The organism is Streptomyces sp. WMMC940, assembly GCF_027460265.1.
Classification (GTDB): Bacteria; Actinomycetota; Actinomycetes; order Streptomycetales; family Streptomycetaceae; genus Streptomyces.
The window spans coordinates 4,861,370-4,884,719 of record NZ_JAPZBC010000001.1 but is presented as its reverse complement, the minus strand read 5'-3'; the positions used below and the strand labels follow the sequence as shown (position 1 = coordinate 4,884,719).

Annotated in this window: 19 protein-coding genes and 1 tRNA gene; 17 read left to right on the top strand and 3 right to left on the bottom strand. The window is 71.0% G+C overall.

Features of this window, described 5'->3' with window-relative positions; all coding sequences use genetic code 11:
• Window positions 1-13 precede the first annotated feature (13 nt).
• The 12 genes from O7595_RS21565 to glmS all read left to right on the top strand — a co-directional run bounded on the left by O7595_RS21565 (window position 14) and on the right by glmS (window position 14,878).
• Complete coding sequence (locus tag O7595_RS21565; protein ID WP_269730285.1) at window positions 14-2,029, top strand: acetyl-CoA carboxylase biotin carboxylase subunit; 2,016 nt, start codon at window positions 14-16, stop codon at window positions 2,027-2,029.
• Window positions 2,026-2,979, top strand: a complete 954-nt coding sequence (locus tag O7595_RS21560; protein WP_269730284.1) for a hydroxymethylglutaryl-CoA lyase — start codon at window positions 2,026-2,028, stop codon at window positions 2,977-2,979. Before O7595_RS21565 ends, O7595_RS21560 begins: the two co-directional genes overlap by 4 nt.
• Before the next feature lie 2 nt (window positions 2,980-2,981).
• The gene (locus O7595_RS21555) at window positions 2,982-4,148 is read left to right on the top strand and encodes an acyl-CoA dehydrogenase family protein (RefSeq protein ID WP_269730283.1); all 1,167 of its coding nucleotides are present in this window, start codon (window positions 2,982-2,984) and stop codon (window positions 4,146-4,148) included.
• Window positions 4,149-4,318: 170 nt separating this feature from the next.
• Complete coding sequence (locus tag O7595_RS21550) at window positions 4,319-5,359, top strand: ABC transporter substrate-binding protein (RefSeq protein ID WP_269730282.1); 1,041 nt, start codon at window positions 4,319-4,321, stop codon at window positions 5,357-5,359.
• A 3-nt stretch (window positions 5,360-5,362) separates the two neighbouring features.
• Window positions 5,363-6,211, top strand: coding sequence for a siderophore-interacting protein (locus tag O7595_RS21545; protein WP_269730281.1), 849 nt, complete (start codon window positions 5,363-5,365; stop codon window positions 6,209-6,211).
• 248 nt (window positions 6,212-6,459) lie between these two features.
• Complete coding sequence (locus tag O7595_RS21540; protein WP_269730280.1) at window positions 6,460-7,935, top strand: pyridoxal phosphate-dependent decarboxylase family protein; 1,476 nt, start codon at window positions 6,460-6,462, stop codon at window positions 7,933-7,935.
• Window positions 7,919-9,199 carry a lysine N(6)-hydroxylase/L-ornithine N(5)-oxygenase family protein gene (locus O7595_RS21535; RefSeq protein WP_269730279.1) on the top strand — a complete coding sequence of 427 codons (1,281 nt, stop codon included), beginning with the start codon at window positions 7,919-7,921 and terminating at the stop codon, window positions 9,197-9,199. Before O7595_RS21540 ends, O7595_RS21535 begins: the two co-directional genes overlap by 17 nt.
• Window positions 9,196-9,783, top strand: a complete 588-nt coding sequence (locus tag O7595_RS21530; RefSeq protein WP_269730278.1) for a GNAT family N-acetyltransferase — start codon at window positions 9,196-9,198, stop codon at window positions 9,781-9,783. Before O7595_RS21535 ends, O7595_RS21530 begins: the two co-directional genes overlap by 4 nt.
• Window positions 9,780-11,561 carry an IucA/IucC family protein gene (locus O7595_RS21525; RefSeq protein WP_269730277.1) on the top strand — a complete coding sequence of 594 codons (1,782 nt, stop codon included), beginning with the start codon at window positions 9,780-9,782 and terminating at the stop codon, window positions 11,559-11,561. The genes O7595_RS21530 and O7595_RS21525 overlap by 4 nt, the downstream gene beginning before the upstream one ends.
• A 148-nt stretch (window positions 11,562-11,709) precedes the next feature.
• Complete coding sequence (locus tag O7595_RS21520) at window positions 11,710-12,573, top strand: DUF4429 domain-containing protein (protein WP_269730276.1); 864 nt, start codon at window positions 11,710-11,712, stop codon at window positions 12,571-12,573.
• A 126-nt stretch (window positions 12,574-12,699) separates the two neighbouring features.
• Window positions 12,700-12,975 (top strand): hypothetical protein, encoded by a 276-nt coding sequence (locus tag O7595_RS21515; RefSeq protein ID WP_138055133.1) that lies wholly within the window; start codon window positions 12,700-12,702, stop codon window positions 12,973-12,975.
• An 85-nt stretch (window positions 12,976-13,060) separates the two neighbouring features.
• On the top strand, window positions 13,061-14,878 hold the full coding sequence (glmS, locus tag O7595_RS21510; protein WP_269730275.1) for a glutamine--fructose-6-phosphate transaminase (isomerizing): 1,818 nt from the start codon (window positions 13,061-13,063) through the stop codon (window positions 14,876-14,878).
• Between the two features lie 116 nt (window positions 14,879-14,994).
• Here glmS and O7595_RS21505 read toward each other — a convergent pair whose 3' ends face one another.
• Entirely contained in the window at window positions 14,995-15,564 is a 570-nt protein-coding gene (locus tag O7595_RS21505) for a GPR1/FUN34/YaaH family transporter (protein WP_269730274.1), read from the bottom strand.
• A gap of 177 nt (window positions 15,565-15,741) precedes the next feature.
• Window positions 15,742-16,263, bottom strand: a complete 522-nt coding sequence (locus O7595_RS21500; protein WP_269730273.1) for a universal stress protein — start codon at window positions 16,261-16,263, stop codon at window positions 15,742-15,744.
• Window positions 16,264-17,554: 1,291 nt separating this feature from the next.
• Here O7595_RS21500 and O7595_RS21490 point away from each other — a divergent pair.
• From O7595_RS21490 to O7595_RS21470, 5 genes are all read left to right on the top strand, one after another.
• The gene (locus O7595_RS21490) at window positions 17,555-18,751 is read left to right on the top strand and encodes a helix-turn-helix domain-containing protein (RefSeq protein WP_269730271.1); all 1,197 of its coding nucleotides are present in this window, start codon (window positions 17,555-17,557) and stop codon (window positions 18,749-18,751) included.
• A gap of 10 nt (window positions 18,752-18,761) precedes the next feature.
• Complete coding sequence (gene orn, locus O7595_RS21485; RefSeq protein ID WP_269730270.1) at window positions 18,762-19,367, top strand: oligoribonuclease; 606 nt, start codon at window positions 18,762-18,764, stop codon at window positions 19,365-19,367.
• Between the two features lie 397 nt (window positions 19,368-19,764).
• Window positions 19,765-19,837, top strand: a tRNA-His gene (locus tag O7595_RS21480).
• A 111-nt stretch (window positions 19,838-19,948) separates the two neighbouring features.
• Complete coding sequence (locus O7595_RS21475; RefSeq protein ID WP_269730269.1) at window positions 19,949-20,581, top strand: hypothetical protein; 633 nt, start codon at window positions 19,949-19,951, stop codon at window positions 20,579-20,581.
• Window positions 20,469-21,227: a phage portal protein gene (locus O7595_RS21470; RefSeq protein WP_269730268.1), complete on the top strand. Its 759-nt coding sequence runs from the start codon at window positions 20,469-20,471 to the stop codon at window positions 21,225-21,227. The genes O7595_RS21475 and O7595_RS21470 overlap by 113 nt, the downstream gene beginning before the upstream one ends.
• 52 nt (window positions 21,228-21,279) lie before the next feature.
• On the opposite strand, the gene O7595_RS21465 is transcribed toward O7595_RS21470, so the two are convergent.
• Entirely contained in the window at window positions 21,280-22,665 is a 1,386-nt protein-coding gene (locus tag O7595_RS21465; protein ID WP_269730267.1) for a hypothetical protein, read from the bottom strand.
• Window positions 22,666-23,350 lie beyond the last annotated feature (685 nt).

Here is a 23,350-nt window from a genome sequence, read left to right as displayed (position 1 = left end):
CGAAGGACAGCGGATGTTCGACACCGTTCTGGTTGCCAACCGAGGCGAGATCGCGGTCCGCGTCATCCGTACGCTGCGCGCCCTCGGTGTCCGCTCGGTCGCCGTGTTCAGCGACGCCGACGCCGACGCCCGGCACGTCCGCGAGGCGGACACCGCCGTCCGGCTCGGCCCGGCGCCCGCCGCCGAGAGCTATCTCTCCGTGGAGCGGCTGCTGGAGGCGGCCCGCCGGTCCGGTGCCCAGGCGGTCCACCCGGGCTACGGCTTCCTCGCGGAGAACGCGGGGTTCGCGCGCGCCTGCGAGGAGGCGGGCCTGGTGTTCATCGGGCCCCCCGCCGACGCCATCTCCCTGATGGGCGACAAGATCCGCGCCAAGGAGACCGTGCGGGCGGCCGGGGTCCCGGTCGTACCGGGTTCCTCCGGCTCGGGGCTCACCGACGACCAACTCGCCGAGGCCGCCCGGGAGATCGGCATGCCGGTCCTGCTGAAGCCCTCGGCGGGCGGCGGCGGCAAGGGCATGCGGCTGACCCGAGTGGAGTCGGCCCTGCTGGAGGAGATCGCGGCCGCCCGGCGGGAGGCACGCGCGTCGTTCGGCGACGACACCCTGCTGGTGGAGCGGTGGATCGACCGTCCCCGCCACATCGAGATCCAGGTCCTCGCGGACGGCCACGGCAACGTGGTGCACCTCGGCGAGCGCGAGTGCTCCCTCCAGCGCCGCCACCAGAAGATCATCGAGGAGGCGCCCTCCGTCCTGCTGGACGAGGAGATCCGCGCGGCGATGGGCGAGGCAGCGGTCCAGGCGGCCCGGTCCTGCGGCTACCGGGGCGCGGGCACGGTCGAGTTCATCGTCCCCGGCGGCGACCCGTCCTCGTACTACTTCATGGAGATGAACACCCGGCTCCAGGTCGAGCACCCGGTGACCGAGCTCATCACCGGCCTGGACCTGGTGGAGTGGCAGCTGCGGGTGGCCGCGGGCGAGGAACTGCCCTTCGGCCAGAAGGACATCGAGCTCACCGGCCACGCGGTCGAGGCCCGCGTCTGCGCGGAGGACCCCGCCCGCGGCTTCCTGCCGTCGGGCGGCACGGTCCTCGCCCTGAGCGAGCCCCGGGGCGACGGGGTGCGCACCGACTCGGGTCTCAGCGAGGGCACGGAGGTCTCCAGCCTCTACGACCCGATGCTGTCGAAGGTCATCGCGTACGGCCCCGACCGCGCGACCGCGCTGCGCAAGCTGCGTGCGGCCCTGGCGGACAACGTCACCCTGGGCGTGCCGACGAACGCGGGATTCCTGCGCCGGCTGCTCGACCACCCCGAGGTGGTGGCGGGAGACCTGGACACGGGCCTCGTCGAGCGGGAGGCGGACTCCCTCGTCGACGGCGAGGTCCCGGCGGAGGTGTACGCCGCCGCCGCGCTGCTGCGGGAGGCGCCCGCGCCGGTGGACGCGTCCGGCTGGACGGACCCGTTCTCCGTCCCCGGCGGCTGGCGTCTCGGCGGTGAACGCGCCTGGACCGTCCACCACTTCCGGGTGCCGGGCCACGACCCGGTGGAGGTCCGGCTGCGCGGCTCCGAGGCCGTGCTGGACGGGCTGCCCGTCCGGCACGTCCGGCGCGCGAAGGACACCGCCCCGGCCGCGGGCGCGGCGACGGTCACGGTCGAGACCGACGGCCTCACCCACACCTTCCACCACGCCACCGCTCCCGGCGGGACCTGGCTCGGCCGGGAGGGCGACTCCTGGTACGTCCAGGACCACGACCCGGTCGCCGCGAGCCTGAGCGGGGCGGCCCGGCAGGGCGCCGACACGCTCGCCGCGCCGATGCCCGGCACCGTCACGGTCGTGAAGGTGGCGGTCGGGGACGAGGTCGACGCGGGCCAGAGCCTGCTCGTCGTGGAGGCGATGAAGATGGAGCACGTCATCTCCGCCCCGCACGCCGGGACCGTCACCGAACTGGACGTCGCCCCGGGGACGACCGTCGTCATGGACCAGGTCCTGGCCGTCGTCGCCCCGCACGACGAGGGCAAGGAGGACACGGCATGACCGAGGGACTGCCGATGGAGGTGCCCGTCACCGGTCTGCCGCCCCGGGTGCGGATCCACGAGGTCGGGCCCCGTGACGGGCTGCAGAACGAGAAGGAGGTCGTCCCGACCGAGGTGAAGGCGGAGTTCGTCCACCGTCTCGCCGGGGCCGGACTGACGACGGTCGAGGCGACCAGCTTCGTCCATCCCAAGTGGGTTCCCCAACTGGCGGACGCCGAGGACCTGTTCCCGCGGCTCGCGGACATCGGGGGCGTGGCCCTGCCGGTCCTCGTGCCGAACGAGCGCGGGCTCGACCGTGCCCTCGCCCTGGGCGCGCGGCGGATCGCCGTCTTCGCGTCGGCGACGGAGACCTTCGCGGCGCGCAACCTCAACCGCACGGTCGAGGAGTCACTGGCCATGTTCGAGCCCGTGGTGGCCCGGGCGAAGGCGGACAAGGTCCATGTCCGCGGTTATCTCTCGATGTGCTTCGGCGACCCGTGGGAGGGCGCGGTTCCCGTCCACCAGGTCGTCCGCGTGGCCCGGCGGCTGATGGACCTGGGCTGCGACGAGCTGAGCCTCGGCGACACCATCGGCGTGGCCACCCCGGGCCACGTCCAGGCGCTGCTGGCCCGGTTGAACGAGGAGGGTGTGCCCACCAACGCCATCGGGGTGCACTTCCACGACACCTACGGCCAGGCACTGGCCAACACCCTCGCGGCGCTCCAGCACGGCGTCACCACCGTCGACGCCTCCTCGGGCGGCCTCGGCGGCTGCCCGTACGCGAAGAGCGCCACCGGGAACCTCGCCACCGAAGACCTCGTGTGGATGCTCCACGGCCTCGGCATCGAGACCGGGGTCGACCTCGGCCGGCTCACCGCCACGAGCGTGTGGATGGCCGAGCGGCTGGGCCGTCCCAGCCCTTCACGCACCGTTCGCGCCCTCGCGGGCACGGCTTCCCACAAGGAGTCCTAGCCATGTCGCTCGACCACCGCCTCGCCCCCGAGCACGAGGAACTGCGCCGCACCGTCGAGGAGTTCGCCCACGACGTCGTCGCCCCCAAGATCGGCGACTTCTACGAGCGGCACGAGTTCCCGTACGAGATCGTCCGCGAGATGGGCCGGATGGGCCTGTTCGGCCTGCCCTTCCCCGAGGAGTACGGCGGGATGGGCGGGGACTACCTCGCCCTCGGCATCGCCCTGGAGGAGCTGGCCCGCGTCGACTCCTCCGTCGCCATCACCCTGGAGGCCGGGGTCTCGCTCGGTGCCATGCCGGTCTTCCGGTTCGGCACCGAGGAGCAGAAGCGGGAGTGGCTGCCCCGGCTCTGCTCCGGTGAGATCCTCGGCGCCTTCGGGCTGACCGAGCCGGACGCCGGCTCGGACGCGGGCGGCACGAAGACCACGGCCGTGCGCGACGAGTCGACCGGCGAGTGGGTGATCAACGGCTCCAAGTGCTTCATCACCAACTCCGGCACCGACATCACGGGCCTGGTCACGGTCACCGCCGTCACCGGCCGCACGGACACGGGCAAGCCGCTGATCTCCTCCATCATCGTCCCGTCGGGCACGCCCGGCTTCACCGTCGCCGCCCCGTACTCGAAGGTCGGGTGGAACGCCTCGGACACCCGTGAGCTGTCGTTCTCCGACGTCCGCGTCCCCTTCGCGAACCTGCTGGGCGAAGAGGGCCGGGGCTACGCCCAGTTCCTGCGCATCCTCGACGAGGGCCGGATCGCCATCGCCGCGCTCGCCACGGGTCTGGCGCAGGGCTGTGTCGACGAGTCCGTGAAGTACGCCAGGGAGCGCCACGCCTTCGGCCGCCCGATCGGCGACAACCAGGCCATCCAGTTCAAGATCGCCGACATGGAGATGCGGGCGCACATGGCCCGGATCGGCTGGCGGGACGCGGCGTCGCGGCTCGTCCTCGGCGAGCCGTTCAAGAAGGAGGCGGCGCTGGCGAAGCTGTACTCCTCGACGGTGGCCGTCGACAACGCCCGTGACGCCACGCAGATCCACGGCGGGTACGGCTTCATGAACGAGTACCCGGTGGCCCGTATGTGGCGCGACTCCAAGATCCTGGAGATCGGCGAGGGTACGAGCGAGGTGCAGCGCATGCTGGTCGCCCGCGAGTTGGGGCTGCAGTCGTAGGCCCCACGGGCCGTCCGGCGGTGCCCTGCCCGCCGTCGCGGGCCCTGCTCGCGGCGCGGTGATCAGCGTCACGTGGGGGCGACCTCTCGACAAGATCTGAGGTTAGGCTAACCTACCTTCGACTTTGCTCGAGGCCGCCCCCACCGGCACGCACCGAAAGCGAACCCTTCATGCCCCATGCCCGCGCTTCCCAACTCACCCGTCGCGGTCTGCTCGCCGCGGGCGGCGCTCTCGGCCTCACCGCCGCCCTCTCCGCCTGCGGCTCCGAGGACAAGGGCGAGTCGGCCCCGGACGCGAAGAAGTCCGGCCCCTGGCAGTTCAAGGACGACCGAGGCCAGGTCGCCGAGACCAAGGCCACGCCGAAGAACATCGTCGCCTTCACCGGCATGGCGGCCGCGCTCCACGACTTCGGCATCGAGGTGAAGGGCGTCTTCGGCCCCACCTACGTCGAGGACAAGGCCAAGGGCACCAAGACGCCGGACGTCCAGGCGGGCGACCTCGACATCGACAAGGTCGAGGTCCTCGGCAACGTCTGGGGGGAGTTCAACGTCGAGCAGTACGCGGCCCTGGCGCCGGACGTGCTCATCACCGACATGTGGGAGAAGGACGCCCTCTGGTACGTGCCGGACCAGTCCAAGGACAAGATCCTGAAGCTGGCCCCGAGCGTCGCCCTGTGGGCCTCCGACCACTCGATGCCGAAGGTCCTCCAGCGCCACGTCGAGCTGGCCGAGTCCCTGGGCGCCGACGTCAGGACCAAGAAGGTCTCGGACGCCAAGGCCGCCTTCGAGAAGGCCGCCGCCCGGCTGCGCGCCGCCGCGAAGGCCAAGCCCGAGATCAAGGTGCTGATCGGCTCGGCGAGCGCCGACCTGTTCTACGTCTCCACCCCGGCCCGGCCGACCGACACGCTCTACTTCAAGGAGCTCGGCGTCAACTTCGTGACGCCCGACAAGCTCGACGCCGGCGGCTGGTTCGAGGGCCTCAGCTGGGAGAACGTCGACAAGTACAAGGCCGACATCATCATGATGGACAACCGCGCCTCGGCGCTCCAGCCCGAGACCCTGAAGTCCAAGCCGACCTGGGCCCAGCTGCCCGCCGTCAAGGCCGGACAGGTCGTCCCGCGCGTGACCGAGCCGATCTACTCGTACGAGAAGTGCACGCCGATCCTCGATGACCTGGCCAAGGCCATCGAGAACGCGAAGAAGGTCGCCTGACCCATGCCGACGGCCGCAGCCGCCCCGTTCCGTTTCTTCCCTCTCCAGGTCGTGCGGACGCGGCGGCTCGGCCCGTCGCTGATCCGGGTCACCTTCGGGGGCAAAGCCCTCGAAGGGTTCGCCTCCGGCGGCCGCGACCAGTCGCTCTCGCTCTTCCTGCCGCACCCGGGACAGGAGGAACCCGTCATCCCGCTCCCCGGCGAGGAGGACATGTACGCGCGGCTCGGCGCCTGGCGGGCCCTGCCGGACGACGAGCGGGCCGTTATGCGCTCGTACACGGTTCGCGAGCAACGCCCCGACGCCGGTGAACACGGCGAGCTGGACATCGACTTCGCCGTCCACGAGCACGGCGGCCCGGCCTGCCGCTGGGCGCAGAAAGCCTCCGTCGGTGACCGGGTGACGATCCTCGGGCCCGCGCTCGCCGACAACACCGCGGTGCGCTTCCGGCTGCCCGAGGACGCCGACTCGGTGGTGATCTGGGCGGACGAGACCGCGCTGCCCGCCGCCTCGGCGATCCTGGAGTGGCTGCCCGCCGGGATCCGCGCGCAGGTCTGGATCGAGGTCCCGCACACCGGTGACCGGAGCGAGCCGGAGACCGCGGCCGACGCCACCGTCACCTGGCTGGTGCGGGACGAGGGCGCGCCACCGGCCGTCGAGGCGCTGCGCGCCGCCGAGTTCGCCGGCTCCGCCCCGTACGCCTGGATCGCGGGCGAGTCGGGCTCCGTCAAGGCGCTGCGCCGCCATCTCGTGAACGAGCGCGGACTCGACCGCCGCCGCGTCACCTTCGTCGGCTACTGGCGCAAGGGCCTCAGTGAGGACGCCCTGCGCGAGTCGCCCGACGACGACGCGTAGGCCCGGGCCTTCCGTCCCGCCCCACACCGTTGGCCGCGGCCCCGTCGACGCCCCGACGGGGCCGCGTCGCCGTGCGCTCCTCCGGGACGGCCGGCCGGATGTGAGCCAACTCGCGGCCCTTTCCGTGGAGTAGGGGCGGACGGAATCAAGAATTCAGGTTAGGCTAACCTAAGTCCCAGCCGTCCCACCGTCCGCTCCTGCCCCAGGGGGCGGCCCCGTCACGTCCCCGCACCGGGAGGACCCCCACCATGCGCTCGCACCTGCTCAACGACACAACGGCGGAGCTCTACCGCAGCTCAGTGACCGAAGGAGTCGAGCGGGTGGCGAACAAACTCGCCACGACAAGGCGCCCGTTCACGGGAGTCACCCCGGACGAACTGGCCCCGACGATCGCCGCCGTCGACCTCGACCAGCCGCTCGGCGACTCCTCCGCCGCACTGGACGAGCTGGAGCGGGTGTACCTGCGCGACGCGGTCTACTTCCACCACCCGCGCTACCTCGGCCACCTCAACTGCCCGGTCGTGATACCCGCTGTGCTGGGCGAGGCCGTCCTCTCCGCCGTCAACTCCTCGCTGGACACCTGGGACCAGAGCGCCGGCGGCACGCTGATCGAGCGCAAGCTCATCGACTGGACCACCCACCGGATCGGCCTCGGCCCCGCCGCCGACGGCGTCTTCACCAGCGGCGGCACCCAGTCCAACCTCCAGGCGATGCTGCTCGCCCGCGAGGAGACCAAGACGGACGACCTGTCGAAGCTGCGCGTCCTGTCCTCCGAGTGCAGCCACTTCAGCGTCCAGAAGTCCGCGAACCTCCTCGGCCTCGGCCGGGACGCCGTCGTGTCCGTGCCCGTCGACCGCGACCGGCGCATGCAGACCGTGGCCCTCGCCGCCGAACTGGAGAAGTGCCGGCGCGCCGGACTGGTACCGATGGCGGTCGTCGCCACCGCCGGCACCACGGACTTCGGCTCCATCGACCCGCTGCCCGAGATCGCAGCGCTGTGCGAGGAGTACGGCGTCTGGATGCACGTCGACGCCGCTTACGGCTGCGGGCTGCTCGCCTCGCCGACGCGCCGCGGGCTCCTGGAGGGCGTCCAGCACGCCGACTCTGTGACCGTCGACTACCACAAGTCCTTCTTCCAGCCGGTGAGTTCCTCCGCGCTGCTGGTGCGGGACGGCGCCACTCTGCGGCACGCCACCTACCACGCGGACTACCTCAACCCCGCGCCGACCGTGGAGGGGGGGGCACCTCCCGTGCCCGCGGGGCCACGGGGGAGGATCCCCAACCAGGTGGACAAGTCCCTCCAGACCACCCGCCGCTTCGACGCCCTCAAGCTGTGGATGACCCTGCGCGTCATGGGCGCGGACGGCGTCGGACAGCTCTTCGACGAGGTGTGCGACCTCGCGTCCGAGGGCTGGCGGCTGCTCGCCGCCGACCCCCGCTACGACGTCGTCGTCGAGCCCCGGCTGTCCACCCTGGTCTTCCGCTGCGTCCCGGAGGGCGTCACCTCCGCCGCGGAGATCGACCGCGCCAATCTGTACGCCCGCAAGGCCCTGTTCGCCTCCGGGGAGGCCGTCGTGGCCGGGACCAAGGTCGACGGCCGCCAGTACCTGAAATTCACCCTGCTGAACCCCGAGACGACCGTGGCCGACATCGCCGCCGTCCTCGACCTCATAGCCGGCCACGCCGAGCAGTACCTTGGAGAGAACCTTGTCCACGCCTCCTGAGCACCGTGACATCCACGATTTCATCGGTATCGGACTCGGTCCGTTCAACCTCGGCCTCGCCTGCCTGACCGAGCCGGTCGACGAGCTGAACGGTCTCTTCCTCGAGTCCAAGCCGGACTTCGAGTGGCACTCGGGCATGTTCCTCGACGGCGCCCATCTGCAGACCCCGTTCATGTCGGACCTGGTCACGCTCGCCGATCCGACGTCGCCGTACTCCTTCCTCAACTACCTGAAGGAGAAGGGCCGGCTCTACTCGTTCTACATCCGCGAGAACTTCTACCCGCTGCGGACCGAGTACAACGACTACTGCCGCTGGGCCGCCGCCAAGCTGAGCAGCATCCGCTTCGGCACCACGGTGACCCGGGTCGAGTTCGAGGCGGAGGACGAGGTCTACGCCGTACGCACCGCCGACGGCGAGACGTTCCGCGCGCGCAGACTCGTCCTGGGCACCGGCACCCCACCCTACGTCCCGGAGTCCTGCCGGGGCCTCGGCGGCGACTTCATCCACAACTCGCGCTACCTCCAGGCCAAGGAGGAGTTGCAGAAGAAGGAGTCGATCACTCTCGTCGGCAGCGGCCAGAGCGCCGCGGAGATCTACTACGACCTCCTCTCCGAGATCGACGTGCACGGCTACCGCCTCAACTGGGTCACCCGCTCCCCGCGGTTCTTCCCGCTGGAGTACACCAAGCTGACCCTGGAGATGACCTCCCCGGAGTACGTGGACTACTTCCACGCGCTGCCGGAGGCCACCCGCTACCGGCTCGAGACGCAGCAGAAGAACCTCTTCAAGGGCATCGACGGCGAGCTCATCAACGAGATCTTCGACCTGCTATACCGGAAGAACCTCGGCGGCCCGGTGCCGACCCGTCTGCTCACCAACACCGCCCTGTGCACGGCCTCCTACGAGAACGGCGCCTACACCCTGGGGCTGCGCCAGGAGGAGCAGGAGAAGGACTTCGAGATCCGGACCGAGGGCCTGGTCCTCGCCACGGGCTACAAGTACGTCACCCCCGCGTTCCTGGAGCCCGTGCTCGACCGGCTGCGCCGGGACGGCCGGGGCCGCTTCGACGTCGCCCGCAACTACTCGATCGACACCACGGGGCGCGGGGTCTTCCTGCAGAACGCGGGGGTGCACACGCACTCCATCACCTCGCCCGACCTGGGCATGGGCGCGTACCGCAATGCGTACATCATCGCCGAGATGCTCGGCAGTGAGCACTACCCCGTGGAGAAGACCATCGCATTCCAGGAGTTCGCCGTATGAGCACCACCGCCCCAGCCCTGGGGACGTTCTCCGTCCGTCCCCTCGACCCTTCCCCTGCCTCCGGTGGGGAGACCCCGAGCGACGCGGAGCTGCTGCACCGCTGGGTCACCGACCCCAAGGCCGCCTTCTGGATGATGCAGGACGCCAGGCTGGAGGACGTGGAGCGCGAGTACATGAGGATCGCCGCGCACGAGCACCACGACGCCTTCATCGGGCTGCACGACGGCGAGCCGGCCTTCCTGATGGAGCGCTACGACCCTCGTCATGTGGAGTTGGTCGGTCTCTACGAGCCCGAGCCCGGAGACGTGGGCATGCACTTCCTGGTCGCCCCGACCGACACCCCGGTCCACGGCTTCACCCGGGCCGTGATCACCGCCGTGATGCGGGAGCTGTTCGCCGACCCGGCGACCCGCCGGGTCGTCGTCGAGCCGGACGTCGGCAACAAGGCCGTGCACGCGCTCAACGCGGCCGTCGGCTTCGTGCCCGAGCGCGAGATACGGAAACCCGAGAAGACGGCGCTGCTGAGCTTCTGCACGCGTGAGCAGTTCGAGGCGGCCGTCGGCGATGCGGAGGTGCCGGGATGAGCACGGCGATCGACAGCGTCTCCCACCTCACCCCCGAGCTGTGGGCCGAGGCCAACCGGCTGCTGGTCCGCAAGGGTCTCGCCGAGTTCTCCCACGAGCGGCTGCTCGCGCCGAAGGACCTCGCGGACGGCCGCTGGGCGGTGCTCAGCGACGACGGCAGGACCGAGTACCGGTTCGCCGCCGGGCGGCTGGCGCTCGATCACTGGCAGGTGGATGCGGACTCCGTGACCCGTCACCGCGACGGTGCCGAACTCCCGCTGGACGCACTGGAGTTCATCACCGAGCTGCGGGGCGCACTCGGCCTGTCCGACGAGATCCTTCCGGTGTACCTGGAGGAGATCTCCTCCACCCTGTCCGGCACGGCGTACAAACTCAGCAAGCCCGAGGTGTCCGCGGCCGAACTCAGCCGCGCCGGGTTCCAGGACATCGAGACCGGGATGACCGAGGGCCACCCCTGTTTCGTCGCCAACAACGGACGGCTCGGCTTCGGCATCCACGAGTACCACCGGTACGCGCCGGAGGCCGCGGCCCCGGTCCGCCTGCTGTGGGTGGCCGCGCACCGCTCGCGTGCCGCGTTCACCTCCTGCACGGACCTCGGCTACGAGAACCTGATGCGGGCCGAGCTGGGCCAGGGGACGCTCGACCGGTTCGACGCCAGGCTGCGCGGCCTCGGGCTGGACCCGGCGGACTACCTGCTGATGCCCGTCCACCCCTGGCAGTGGTGGAACAAGCTCTCCGTCACCTTCGCCGCCGAGGTGGCCCGGCAGCGTCTGGTGCCGCTCGGCGAGGGCGACGACGAGTACCTGGCGCAGCAGTCGATCCGCACCTTCTTCAACACCAGCGACCCCGCCAAGCACTATGTGAAGACGGCGATGTCCGTCATCAACATGGGCTTCATGCGGGGCCTGTCCGCCGCGTACATGGAGGCCACGCCGGCCATCAACGACTGGCTGGCCGGGCTGATCGCGAGCGACGACGTACTGACGGCGGCGCGCTTCTCGATCATCCGCGAGCGGGCCGCGGTCGGGTACCGGCACCTGGAGTACGAGGCCGCGACGGACCGCTTCTCCCCCTACCGCAAGATGCTGGCCGCGCTCTGGCGCGAGAGCCCGGTGGGCACCCTGGAGAACGGGGAGCGGCTGGCGACGATGGCCTCGCTGGTGCACACCGACCGCTCCGGGAAGTCCTTCGCCGGTGCGCTGATCACCGAGTCGGGACTGGCGCCCGAGGTGTGGCTGCGCCGCTACCTGGACGCCTACCTGCTGCCGGTGCTGCACTGCTTCTACGCGTACGACCTCGTCTACATGCCGCACGGGGAGAACGTCATCCTGGTGCTCGGCGAGGACGGCGCGGTGCGGCGGGCGATCTTCAAGGACATCGCCGAGGAGATCTGCGTGATGGACCCGGACGCGGTCCTGCCGCCGGCGGTCGAGCGGGTCCGCGCCGAGGTCCCCGAGGACATGAAGCTGCTGTCGGTCTTCACGGACGTCTTCGACTGCTTCTTCCGGTTCCTCGCCGCCGCGCTGGTCACGGAGGGCGTGCTGGACGAGGACGCGTTCTGGCGGACGGTCGCCGAGTGCGTCACCGGCTACCAGGAGTCCATGCCGCACCTGCGGGAGAGGTTCGCCCAGTACGACATGTTCGCCCCGGAGTTCGCGCTGTCCTGCCTCAACCGGCTCCAACTGCGGGACAACAAGCAGATGGTGGACCTGGCCGACCCGTCGGGCGCCCTCCAGCTGGTGGGTGACCTGGAGAACCCGATCGCGCGGTTCCGGTAGCCCGCACGGGCCGCGGACCGGGCGGGCGCCCGGCGGAGTACGGTCCTCCGCCGGGCGCCCGCTCTCCTTGCGCCCGCCCGTGTGCGGGCCGTCGGCCGCTCCGTCGCGCCGCCTCCGACCCCTCGGCCCGTGGTGCGACAATCCCACAATGGCGGAAATCATCCAGAAGGACGGCACCTGGACCTTCGACGGGCGGACCGTGCGCATCGTCCCCGGCACCGGCAAGACGCACCCCCTGCGGCAGGCGCTCGGTGAACTCGCCGTCCCGCTGGAGGCGTTGGCCGGTGTCGCGTTCGAGCCCGGACGCCGCGGCGGGCGGCTGCGCCTGAAGCTGCGGGACGGCAGCGATCCGCTGCTGCTGGCCGCCGACGGACGGCTGCCGGAGAGCGGCGACCCCTACCGGCTGCCGGTGGAGAACGACCGCAGCGGTGTGGCCGAGTACTTCGTGGACGAACTGCGCAACGCCCTGCTGCTGGACCAGGTCCCGGACGGACCGGTGGACCGCTTCCTGCTGCCGGGCCCGGCGGTGCCGGTCTCGGGCGGCGGGGGCGACGGCACGGCCTCCTTCGACGGGGACACGATCCGCCTCACGTGGAACTGGAAGGCGGAGGAGTCCAAGGCCTCGTCCGGGGCGAGCACGTTCCCGCTCTCCGAGGTGAGCGGCGTGCGCTGGCTGCCGGCGATCGGCCTGGAGAACGGCTATCTGCGTTTTCTGCTGAACGGCCGACCCGCCCAGCGGCCCGCCAAGCACGACCCGTACGCGCTCGACCTGTGGGGACTGTCGCGCAAGGAGTACACCGCCGTCCTGGTCGCCGCCGCCGTGACCGCCCGGCTCCCGCACCCGAGCGCCCCGCCGAGGACGCCCGGGGAACTGCCGTCCGCCGCTCCGGCGGCGGAAGATCACGACGTGCTGCTGCGGCGGCTGCGGGAGCTCGGCGAACTGCACCGGGCGGGGATACTGACCGACGAGGAGTTCTCCACGGCCAAGCAGGCCGTCCTCAAGCGCATGTGAGCGGTCCGGGGAGCGCACCGCGTAAAGCGGGCATAAATAGCGACTGTAACCATGATCACGCAGGCTTCTGCCCGAAATCGGGCAGAAATCTTGCGTTCGAGGCCGAGGACACCCCAATATCTACGGGTGCTCGATCGCCGCACGTCGCATGACGACCTCATCGACCATCTGGTGCGCAGCACCGCGCTCCAGCGCGGTGAGGCGGCCCGGGTGGTGCTGGACGTGCTGGCGTTCTTCGACGAGACGACCGAGGAGTTCGTGCGCCGCCGCCACCGGGAGCTGCAGGCCGGCGGGGGCGTGAACACGGAGATCTTCGAGCGGATCGCGGCCGAGCTGCCGCACCGAGCGGTGGCTCCCCCGGACCTCTCGCTCAGGCAGCTGCGCCGCATCGTCTACGGCTGAGCCGCCACGGGGGCCGCGTGCACCGCGCACACCGTGCGGCGCGGCCGGGCACACACAGGAACGTCGTTGGAGGGGCAGAGACTCTATGTGCGGAATCGTCGGTTACATCGGGAAGCGCGACGTCGCGCCGCTGCTGCTGGAGGGCCTGGCGCGGCTGGAGTACCGGGGCTACGACTCCGCGGGCATGGTGATCACCAGCCCCAAGAGCACCGGCCTGAAGATGGTCAAGGCCAAGGGCCGCGTCCGTGACCTGGAGGCCCGCGTCCCCAAGCGCTTCACCGGCACCACCGGCATCGCCCACACCCGCTGGGCCACCCACGGCGCCCCGAGCGACATCAACTCGCACCCGCACCTGGACCCCGAGAACAAGGTCGCCGTCGTCCACAACGGCATCGTCGACAACGCCGACGAGCTGCGCGCCAAGCTGGAGGCCGACGGCGTCGTCTTCGCCTCCGAGACCGACACCGAGGTGATCACCCATCTGATCGCCCGCTCCCAGGCCGAGACCCTGGAGGAGAAGGTCCGCGAGGCGGTCAAGGTCATCGAGGGCACCTACGGCATCGCCGTGATGCACGCCGACTTCAACGACCGCATCGTGGTCGCGCGCAACGGCTCCCCCGTCATCCTCGGCATCGGCGAGAAGGAGATGCTCGTCGCCTCCGACGTCGCCGCGCTGATCGCCCACACCCGCCAGGTGGTCACCCTCAACGACGGCGAGATGGCCACCCTGAAGGCCGACGACTTCCGCACCTACACGACCACGGGCACGCGGACCACCGCCACCCCCGAGACCGTCGAGTGGGAGGCCGCCTCGTACGACATGGGCGGCCACGACACCTACATGCACAAGGAGATCTCCGAGCAGCCGGACGCCGTGGACCGCGTGCTGCGCGGCCGCATCGACGACCGGTTCTCCACGGTGCACCTGGGCGGTCTGAACCTGGACGCCCGCGAGGCCCGCGGTATCCGCCGCGTCAAGATCCTCGGCTGCGGCACCTCGTACCACGCGGGCCTGATCGGCGCCGGACTCATCGAGTCCCTGGCCCGGATCCCCGCCGACTCCGAGCCGGCCTCCGAGTTCCGCTACCGCAACCCGGTGGTGGACCCGGACACGCTCTACATCGCCGTCTCCCAGTCCGGTGAGACCTACGACGTGCTCGCGGCCGTCCAGGAGCTCAAGCGCAAGGGCGCCCGCGTCCTCGGTGTGGTGAACGTGGTCGGCTCCGCGATCGCCCGCGAGACGGACGGCGGCGTGTACGTGCACGCCGGCCCCGAGGTCTGCGTCGTCTCCACCAAGTGCTTCACCAACACGGTGGTCGCGTTCGCGCTGCTCGCGCTGCACCTCGGCCGCATCCGCGACCTGTCCGTCGCCGACGGCAAGCGGATCATCGAGGGTCTGCGCAGGCTGCCCGCCCAGATCTCCGAGATCCTCGAGTCCGAGGACGAGATCGAGAAGCTGGCCGCCGAGTACGCCGACGCCAAGTCGATGATGTTCATCGGCCGGGTCCGCGGCTACCCGGTGGCGCTCGAGGCCTCGCTGAAGCTCAAGGAGATCTCCTACATCCACGCCGAGGCCTACCCGGCCTCCGAACTGAAGCACGGCCCGCTGGCGCTGATCGAGCCGGCGCTGCCTACGGTCGCGATCGTCCCGGACGACGAGCTACTGGAGAAGAACCGCGCCGCACTGGAGGAGATCAAGGCCCGCAGCGGCCGGATCCTCGCGGTCGCCCACCAGGAGCAGGAGAAGGCCGACCACACGATCCTGGTGCCCAAGAACGAGGACGAGCTGGACCCGATCCTCATGGGCATCCCGCTCCAGCTCCTCGCCTACCACACGGCCCTGGCCCTCGGCCGGGACATCGACAAGCCGCGCAACCTGGCCAAGTCGGTCACCGTGGAGTAGTCCCGTACGGCCGCGTTCCTACGGACGGCGACCCCCTTGCGCACGCCACCAGTGCCGCAAGGGGGTCGCCCCTTTCGCCTCCGGCGTCGAGACGGCTCACGCCGGCGGCCCGCCGCTCAGCCGGTGGCCGTCACACCCCGGCCTGCGGCACGCCCGGAGAAGGTGGGCCAGTGCGCCAGCGCCGCGGTGGCGCCGTACCAGGCCACGAGACCCGCGACCGCGGCGGCCCAGCCGCCGGCCTTCGCCAGTCCGTCGTTCCCCGCGAACGAGGCGATCGCGAGGAGCAGCATGGACACGCACAGCAGCCCGTACACGCCCTGGCCGAGGATCCCGCTGCCGGACGCTCCCGCGGTGAGCGTGAGCGCCAGGAGCGCGAACAGGAGCATGAACAGCCCGGCGGCCTCCGCCGAGACCTCCGCGCCGGTGCCGGTCCCCCAGGTGAACCAGAGGGCGCCGAGGCCGGCGAAGGCCGTACCCGTACCGCCGTTGCCCGCGCGGAACTCGAGCAACCCGACGACGAACAGTGCGACCCCGCCCACCCAGGTCGCGAGGGCTGCGGCGTCGGACGCCGCGACATTGTCGATCACACCGGTGTTGCCGATTCCGAAGGCCAGCAGCGTCAGGCCCAGTGCGAGGTGGCCGAGAGTGGTTGTCGTGGCGCTTCCCGCGGAGACGTCCTTGTCCACGGCGGGCTCCCTTCGTGCGCGCTTGGTGCTGATTCCCAGCCACCCTTATCTACCCTTCACAAGCGCACAATCCACCCCGTACGGCCGAGTAGCCGTGACGGTCGTCAAAAAGTTACCAAACGCGCGCCGACCTGCGAGAACGATGGTGCGGAAGGGGCTGGTGGGGCCTCTTGGTGGCTACGGGATGACGATGACGGGCCGCTGCGCACGGCGGGCCAACCGCCCCGAGACCGAGCCGAAAATGCGCCCCACGATGCCATGGGTGGAACCGACCACGATGGCGTCGGCCGAATACTCCCGGCCGACCTCCTCGAGCTCGTGGCAGATGTCGCCGCCGCGCTCGACGAGGATCCAAGGAACCTCGGAGAGGTAGTCGGCACAGGCGAGTTCGAGCCCCAGCACCTCGGTCCGGTGGTCCGGGACGTCGACGAAGACCGGCGGCTCGCAGCCCGCCCACACCGTGGTGGGAAGGCGGTTGGCGACATGCACGATGATGAGGCCCGAACCGGAGCGACTGGCCATCCCGATCGCGTACGCCAGCGCCCGCTCGCTCGATGTCGATCCGTCGAAGCCGACCACGACTCCGTGCCGGAAGGCGGGATCGCAGGAATCGCGCGACTGTTCCGCCGCCTGCAGCTCCGACACGGGGTCGGCGACCTGCTTGCGGTCCGCGGGTTCGGGAATTTCGTGACCGGCCATCGGTTGTCTCGGCGTTCAGATCCTCATGGGAGGGCGACGGTTGGCAGCGGAGCTCTGTCCGGGAATCAACTTCCCAACCCCATACCCCCAAGGGTACGGCGCCACTCCTCGCCTGCCCAGAGCTCGGGGTTCTGCTCCCGGCGAGCCGACGGAGCACGCGCCCCAGGGAGCATGCACGAGCACGCTCCGTATGGCAATGGCGTCTGCACCGTACAGGCTTCGCCCGGAACGCCCGCCGGAGCCGTCCGCGACCCGCCTGTTCAGGGCGGGAGCCGGGGCGTGGGGGGCGGAGCGGAAGGACCCGGAGGACCGCCGGGGAACGGGGAGGCGCGGCAGTGACCGGAGGGCTCCGCTCCTCGTTGGTCTCCCGTCGCCCCACCGGCGAGACGACTCCGCCCCGTCCCCGCCGACCTCCGCCCCGAGGAGTTCCCGTGCCCGCATCCCCGGCCGCCCGCACCTCCGCCCCGGCACCCGGCCGGACTCCCCCACGGGGCCGCCGCAGGGCGCCGCGGACGACGGCCGCACGTCCGGCGGCGGTGCCGGCACCGGGCGCGCCGCCGGCTTCCGGGAGGAACCGCCGAACCGCCGTACGCGCCGACTCCGCCACCCGCTCCACCGGAGAGGGCCCCGGAACGCCCGGGAGCCCAGCCGCCCGCACCCCGGCGGGCGACGCTGCGGGCGAAGTGGTTCGATGGGCAACTTTCGGCTGCGCCGTCGTCCCGGTCGTCCTGGTGGCGTACGGCACATCCGTCGGCGGCGCGGCCGCGGTCGCGGCGGGCCTGGCCGCCGTGACCGGCGCCTGCCGCACGCTGATGCGCCGGTCCGAGCGGCCGCCGCGGCGCGTCGCGGGAACGCGAGGGCGCCGGGGCGGCGGCCGTCGGGCACGGCGTGCTCCACGGAGCTGACGGATTCGCACACGCGCACCCGTATGTTTTCAGCCAACTTCGCCTGCTCGGGCGTTCCTTGGAGAAATGGCCCGTCAACCCCCGTGCCACCAGGGAGGAAAGGACCGCACGCGCCGCACGCACCCTACGGGGATGGGCCATGCATGCGCCGCGCACTTCCCTGCGCGGCCTCCGGATGCAACGCTTCGTGATCGAATGCTTCGCGCCAAGTTGCCTTGTCGACAATGTGCCGGTTCTGGAACTTGTCACGCCGGCACCACGGGACGCAGTAGATTCGATCATGAGTATCGAAGGCTGGGGACTCGTGCAAAACCGAGGGGAAACGTGCAGGAGCGACAGGCCCGACAGGAACGGGGAGACGCGAACACCGAGGGGGGCTTAGCGTCATGAGTCAGGACTCCGCCGCGCCGGAGGCCGTAAGGAAGCTGTCCGGGCGCCGCCGCCGAGAGGTCGTCGCGGTGCTGCTGTTCAGCGGCGGTCCCATCTTCGAGAGTTCCATTCCGCTCTCGGTGTTCGGAATCGACCGCCAGGATGCCGGAGTTCCCCGCTACCGGCTGCTCGTATGTGCCGGTGAGGAGGGCCCCCTGCGGACCACGGGGGGACTCGAACTCACCGCGCCCTACGGGCTGGAGGCGATCGGCAGAGCGGGCACGGTCGTCGTGCCGGCCTGGCGGTCCATCACCTCGCCACCGCCACCGGAGGCGCTCGAGGCCCTGCGCCGGGCCCACGAGGAGGGCGCCCGCATCGTGGGGTTGTGCACCGGGGCGTTCGTACTGGCCGCCGCGGGGCTGCTGGACGGCCGCCCGGCGACCACGCACTGGATGTACGCGCCGACGCTCGCCAAACGCTATCCGTCGGTCCACGTGGACCCGCGGGAGCTGTTCGTCGACGACGGCGACGTCCTCACCTCCGCCGGCACCGCGGCCGGCATCGACCTCTGTCTGCACATCGTGCGGACCGACCACGGCGCGGAGGCGGCCGGGGCACTGGCCCGCCGGCTGGTCGTCCCGCCGCGGCGCAGTGGCGGGCAGGAGCGCTATCTCGACAGGTCTTTACCCGAGGAGATCGGCTCCGACCCGCTCGCCGAGGTCGTGGCCTGGGCGCTGGAGCACCTCCACGAGCAGTTCGACGTGGAGACCCTGGCGGCCCGTGCGTACATGAGCAGACGGACCTTCGACCGCAGGTTCCGCTCGCTCACCGGAAGCGCTCCCCTGCAGTGGCTGATCACCCAGCGGGTGCTGCAGGCGCAGCGGCTGCTCGAGACCTCCGACTACTCGGTCGACGAGGTCGCGGGCCGGTGCGGCTTCCGCTCCCCGGTGGCGCTGCGCGGGCACTTCCGCCGCCAGCTCGGCTCCTCCCCGGCCGCGTACCGGGCCGCCTACCGGGCGAGGCGGCCACAGGGCGATCCGGTGGGGTCCGGGGCGTCCGAGCAGGTCGTGCCGGCCCAGGCGTCCGCGGGGCACACGAGGAGGCCACCGGCCGCCACGGGTGCCTCCCACGGTTCCCCGGACCCGGGCAGGCCCGGCTCGGACGCCTACGCCCCCGGGCGCCCGGCGCTCCCCGGCCAGCGGAGTGCACCATAAGGTAGGACGCATGAACGATCGCATGGTGTGGATCGACTGCGAGATGACCGGGCTCTCGCTGGCCGACGACGCACTCATCGAGGTGGCCGCGCTGGTCACCGACTCGGAACTGAACGTGCTCGGTGAAGGGGTGGACATCGTGATCCGCCCGCCGGACGCGGCGCTGGAGACCATGCCCGAGGTGGTGCGGCAGATGCACACCGCCTCGGGCCTCCTCGACGAACTCGCGGCCGGCACGACCCTGGCCGACGCCGAGGAGCAGGTCCTCGCGTACGTGCGTGAGCACGTCAAGGAGCCGGGCAAGGCGCCGCTGTGCGGGAACTCGGTCGGAACCGACCGCGGCTTCCTGCTCCGCGACATGCCGAAGGTGGAGGAGTACCTCCACTACCGGATCGTCGATGTCTCCTCGGTCAAGGAGCTGGCCCGGCGCTGGTACCCGAGGGCGTACTTCAACAGTCCGGAGAAGAACGGCAACCACCGGGCCCTCGCCGACATCCGCGAGTCGATCGCCGAGCTGCGCTACTACCGCGAGGCGATCTTCGTCCCCCATCCGGGCCCGGACTCGGACACGGCGAAGACGATCGCGGCGCGCCACGTGGTGCCCGCGGCGCAGTAGGCCCGCACGCGCGCCGGGCGGAGCAGCGACCGCTGCCCGCCCGGCGCGGGCGTGTCCGGGGTCGGGTGACGGGGCGTCCCCACCACCGCTCCCACCCGGCTTCCCGGTCCGGCCACCCGGGTGTCCGCGCGGGGTCCGGCCGGGCCCGGCCGTCCAGGACTCCCACGCCCCGCGCGGCACGGACCGCTCGGTGGCCGTGCGCGGGGCACATGACCGCAGCCGCCGCGGGCGGGGCGCCCGTGCGGCACCCGAGCCGGACCCGGTTTCGGCAGCGTGCCCCGCGGTCCGTCCCGCCGCGCACGCGGGGCGCACGCCGGGCCGACGTAAACACGGGCGCGAGCACCCTCCCGGACCCTGTACACTTTTTCTCGGCCGGTCGGGAGAACGACCGGTCATGGTGGGTGTAGCTCAGCTGGTAGAGCACCTGGTTGTGGTCCAGGATGCCGCGGGTTCGAGTCCCGTCACTCACCCTGAATGATCAGCCGGTGACCTGGGAAAACAGGCCACCGGCTGATCTTGTTTCGTTTTTGGCCAAAGGGTGGCCAAACGCCCCGCTCCCGACCTGCGTACAGTCCCCCGCCATGGCGAGCATCAGGAAGCGCGAGAAGAAGGACGGCACCGCCACCTACCAAGTCCGCTGGCTCGAAGGCGGACGCGGCGGATCGTGGCAGGACGAGAAGTTCGGCGACCAGGACGCAGCCGAGAAGTTCCAGCGGCTCGTCGAAGCCCACGACAACAGATGGCCGCCCGGCTGGGTCAAGGGCCAAGGCTTCGTCAAGGAAGCACCGATCCCCGGCGACATCCCGTGGTTGACCTACGCCACCCGCTACGTCGGCCGCCTCACCGGGATCGACGAGCGGACCCGCGAGGACTACCACCGCGAGATCCGCATCCACCTCTCCCTCCTCAAGCACACCGACGCCGCCGGCCACGAGTACCCGCCGACCGTGTGCAACATCACCCAGGACGGTGGCTTCTCCGGCGCCGCGTTGGATCCAGATCTCCTTGCGGACCGCCGCCCGCGGACCCGAACGTGCCCAAGGCCAAGTGGCCCGGCCTGGCCGATCAGCTTTCCAAGCCCGTCGGCCCCCGATCCAGCTGGTGGCGTCCACCATCGGGCTGTCCCTGACGTCGACCAAGTTCGGGCTCCAGCGGTTCCAGGACGGCGCGCACCCGAACGCGCTGCTGGTCAACTCCGAGTCGAACCTCGATGAGGACCAGGCCGCCAAGGTGAAGCAGAAGTTCCTGGCGGCGCTGCGCGGCACCCGGGAGCCGGTGGTATACGGCAAGGGCTGGGACTACAAGCCCCTGCAGATCGCACCCGAGGAGAGCCAGTTCCTGGAGACCCAGAAGTACAGCCAGGCGGAGTGCGCTCGCATCTTCGGCCCGGGCATCGCGGAGATCCTCGGCTACGGCTCCGGATCGATGACCTACTCGCACATCGTTGACCGGGACATCAGCCTGCTGAAGTACGCGGTTGGCAAGTGGGGCCGCCGCACCGAGAGGTTCCTGTCCCAGTTCCTGCCGCGGCCCCAGTACGTGAAGCTCAATCGCGACGCGCTGCTGGAGACGAACACCATGCAGCGGTACCTCGCGCACGCCTCGGCCCTCGGAAGCAACTGGGCAACGATCAACGAGGTGCGTGCGCTGGAGGAACCGTCCAACCGGCCGAGTGGAGAGATTCGTCGGGCTCCCGCGGTCAGCTCCGCGGCAGCCGGCGTCTCACCCACTCGACCGATCGAGCTCGCCTTGCCCTGTCACTCGCTTCCGAGCTCACGTACAGGGCCACGTGCCGTTCCGCGGGCCGCACGTCCTCAGGTGGATCCCGCTTCTTCCCGGGTGGAACGCGCAACCGCGTGAACGCCGCGGAACGGCGGACGCCCAGGCCCGATGAACGGCGGCCCGCACAGCGTCAGCTGTCGAACCGCATCGCGTAAGGACGGTGCGGCTTGCAGTGTTCGCCCCTCCTGATGGTGCTGGTGGCAGTGTGGGTGGCGGGGTCGCCGCCGCCGGTGACGGTGGCGGTGTTGGTGATCCGGGCAGGGGCGCCGCAGGAGACGCGGACCGTGAGGGTGATGGGTGGGTAGCTCCGACCGGGCTCCAGGACGTCGCTGCGGGTGCAGGTGAGGGTCGACGGGACGCACGACCATCCGGGACCGGTAAGGCGGAGTGCGGTGAGCCCCGGAGGGAGGGTGTCCTGCACCATGACCGGGGTGCCGTCGGTCGGGCCTTGCCCGTCATTGCCGACGGTGATGGTGAAGACCGCACGCTTGCTCCGGTGGGACTTCCCGTGGTCGAACTTCCCCTGGTCGAACTTCCCACGGTGGCGCTTGGTGATGGTCAGGGACGGTGGGGGTGTGACCACCTCGTAGGAGATGGTCACCTCGCCGTTGTTGTTGGCCGTTCCGAGCGGCGAGGTGCTGTAAGTGGTTCCGGTGCCTGTCGGGATGGCGAAACTGCTTCCGCCGCCGCCACCTCCACCGTCAGCACCAGCCCCGGTGGTGGCGGCCGCGCCGCCACCACCGCCGGCGAAGTAGCCACCGCCGCCGCCTCCACCGGCACCGGGGAAGGTCCCGCAGGCGCCGGAGTTGTCGCCGCCCGCACCGCCGGTGCCGACCGTGGCACCGGAGAAGCCGGTGCCGTTCCCGCCCGCCGTGGCCACACAGGGTGGGGCGACGCCGGGCGCGCCGCCGGCACCCGGTGTGCTGGTGGTGGTGCTCCCACCATCCCCGCCGGACCCCGGCGAACCGCCCACGGATGCTCCGTCGCCACCGGCGCCTGCGTCCGGCGTGCCACCGTTGCCCCCGCCCGCCTGGTTGGAGACCGAGCCTCCGTGGGCGGCGCCTCCTCCACCCGCCACCACGAGCAGGGTGCTGTTCGCGCTGACGCTGGACGCTCCACCTCCACCCGGACCGTTCATGAAGTCGCGCTGCGAGCTTCCGCCCGAGCCGCCGCCGTTGAACCCGCCGGCACCTCCCGCCCCGCCGCCGACGTTGCAGCCCTTGCCGCCGGTCCCGCCCACATTGATGGTGTAGGTCGTGGCCATGGTCGTGATGGGCAGTGTGGTGACGACACGCGCCCCGGTCCCGCCCGTACCAGGCGAGCTGCACGTGGTGCCGGAGTTGTCAGCGCCACCGGCGCCGTCCGCAGTGATCGTCACTACCGCGTTCGCCGGGACCATGAAGGACTGCGATGCGCCGGTGAAGTTGAAGGTCTGCGACACCGCTTGCGCCCGCACCCGAGCGGTCTCGGACGGCGCGGCGGTCGCCGGCGTCAGAGCGGCACCGGACAGTGCCATGCACAGCCCTGCCACCACCCCTGCACCCCGCCGCCGTTCACGAGTGCCGAAGCCGGCGCGGCCTGGGCCCGACCTCGGCCCCGAAGTGCGTTCTTCCTGTGCGGGACGTCTGAACACGGCAGTTCCTCCGATCCGATCGTTGTGGCTCCGCCCCGCTGCGCGTGGGCGCGACCCACTCCAATAACCGACAGCAAGTAATCCTGCACTCTTTGTGATCAAGGTACGGAGAGGTGGAACCCGAACCGGTCAGGTGTCAGGAACGCGGCCGGCCGCAGCCGTGCCCGGTCGACCGGCTGAACCCCGGCACCGACCCGACCACGACCCCGGCTGGCGCAACCCGGCGAGGCAGACAGTGCCGGATCGCGACGGCCGCACCGAGGTACGTCCGTCAGTCCCACCGCCCGCGCTCGGATCTCAGTGGACCGTCATCACGACCATGCCGTTTCCGCTCTGGCCCCCGTCCCCGAACGTGGCGCCGCCGTAGGCCGAGAAGCTGCTGTCGCCACCGCCACCACCGCCTGCGTCACCGTAGCGGCGTCCTACCACCCGAACGGTCCACCTGCGCGGGCGCACCGCGGCCGAGCCCTACGAAGGGACCACACACCCATGCGCACGATCCTCGGGCGGGAACCCGCACTCTGGCTCAACACCCTGTCGGCCGTCCTCGGCCTACTGGTGACGTTCA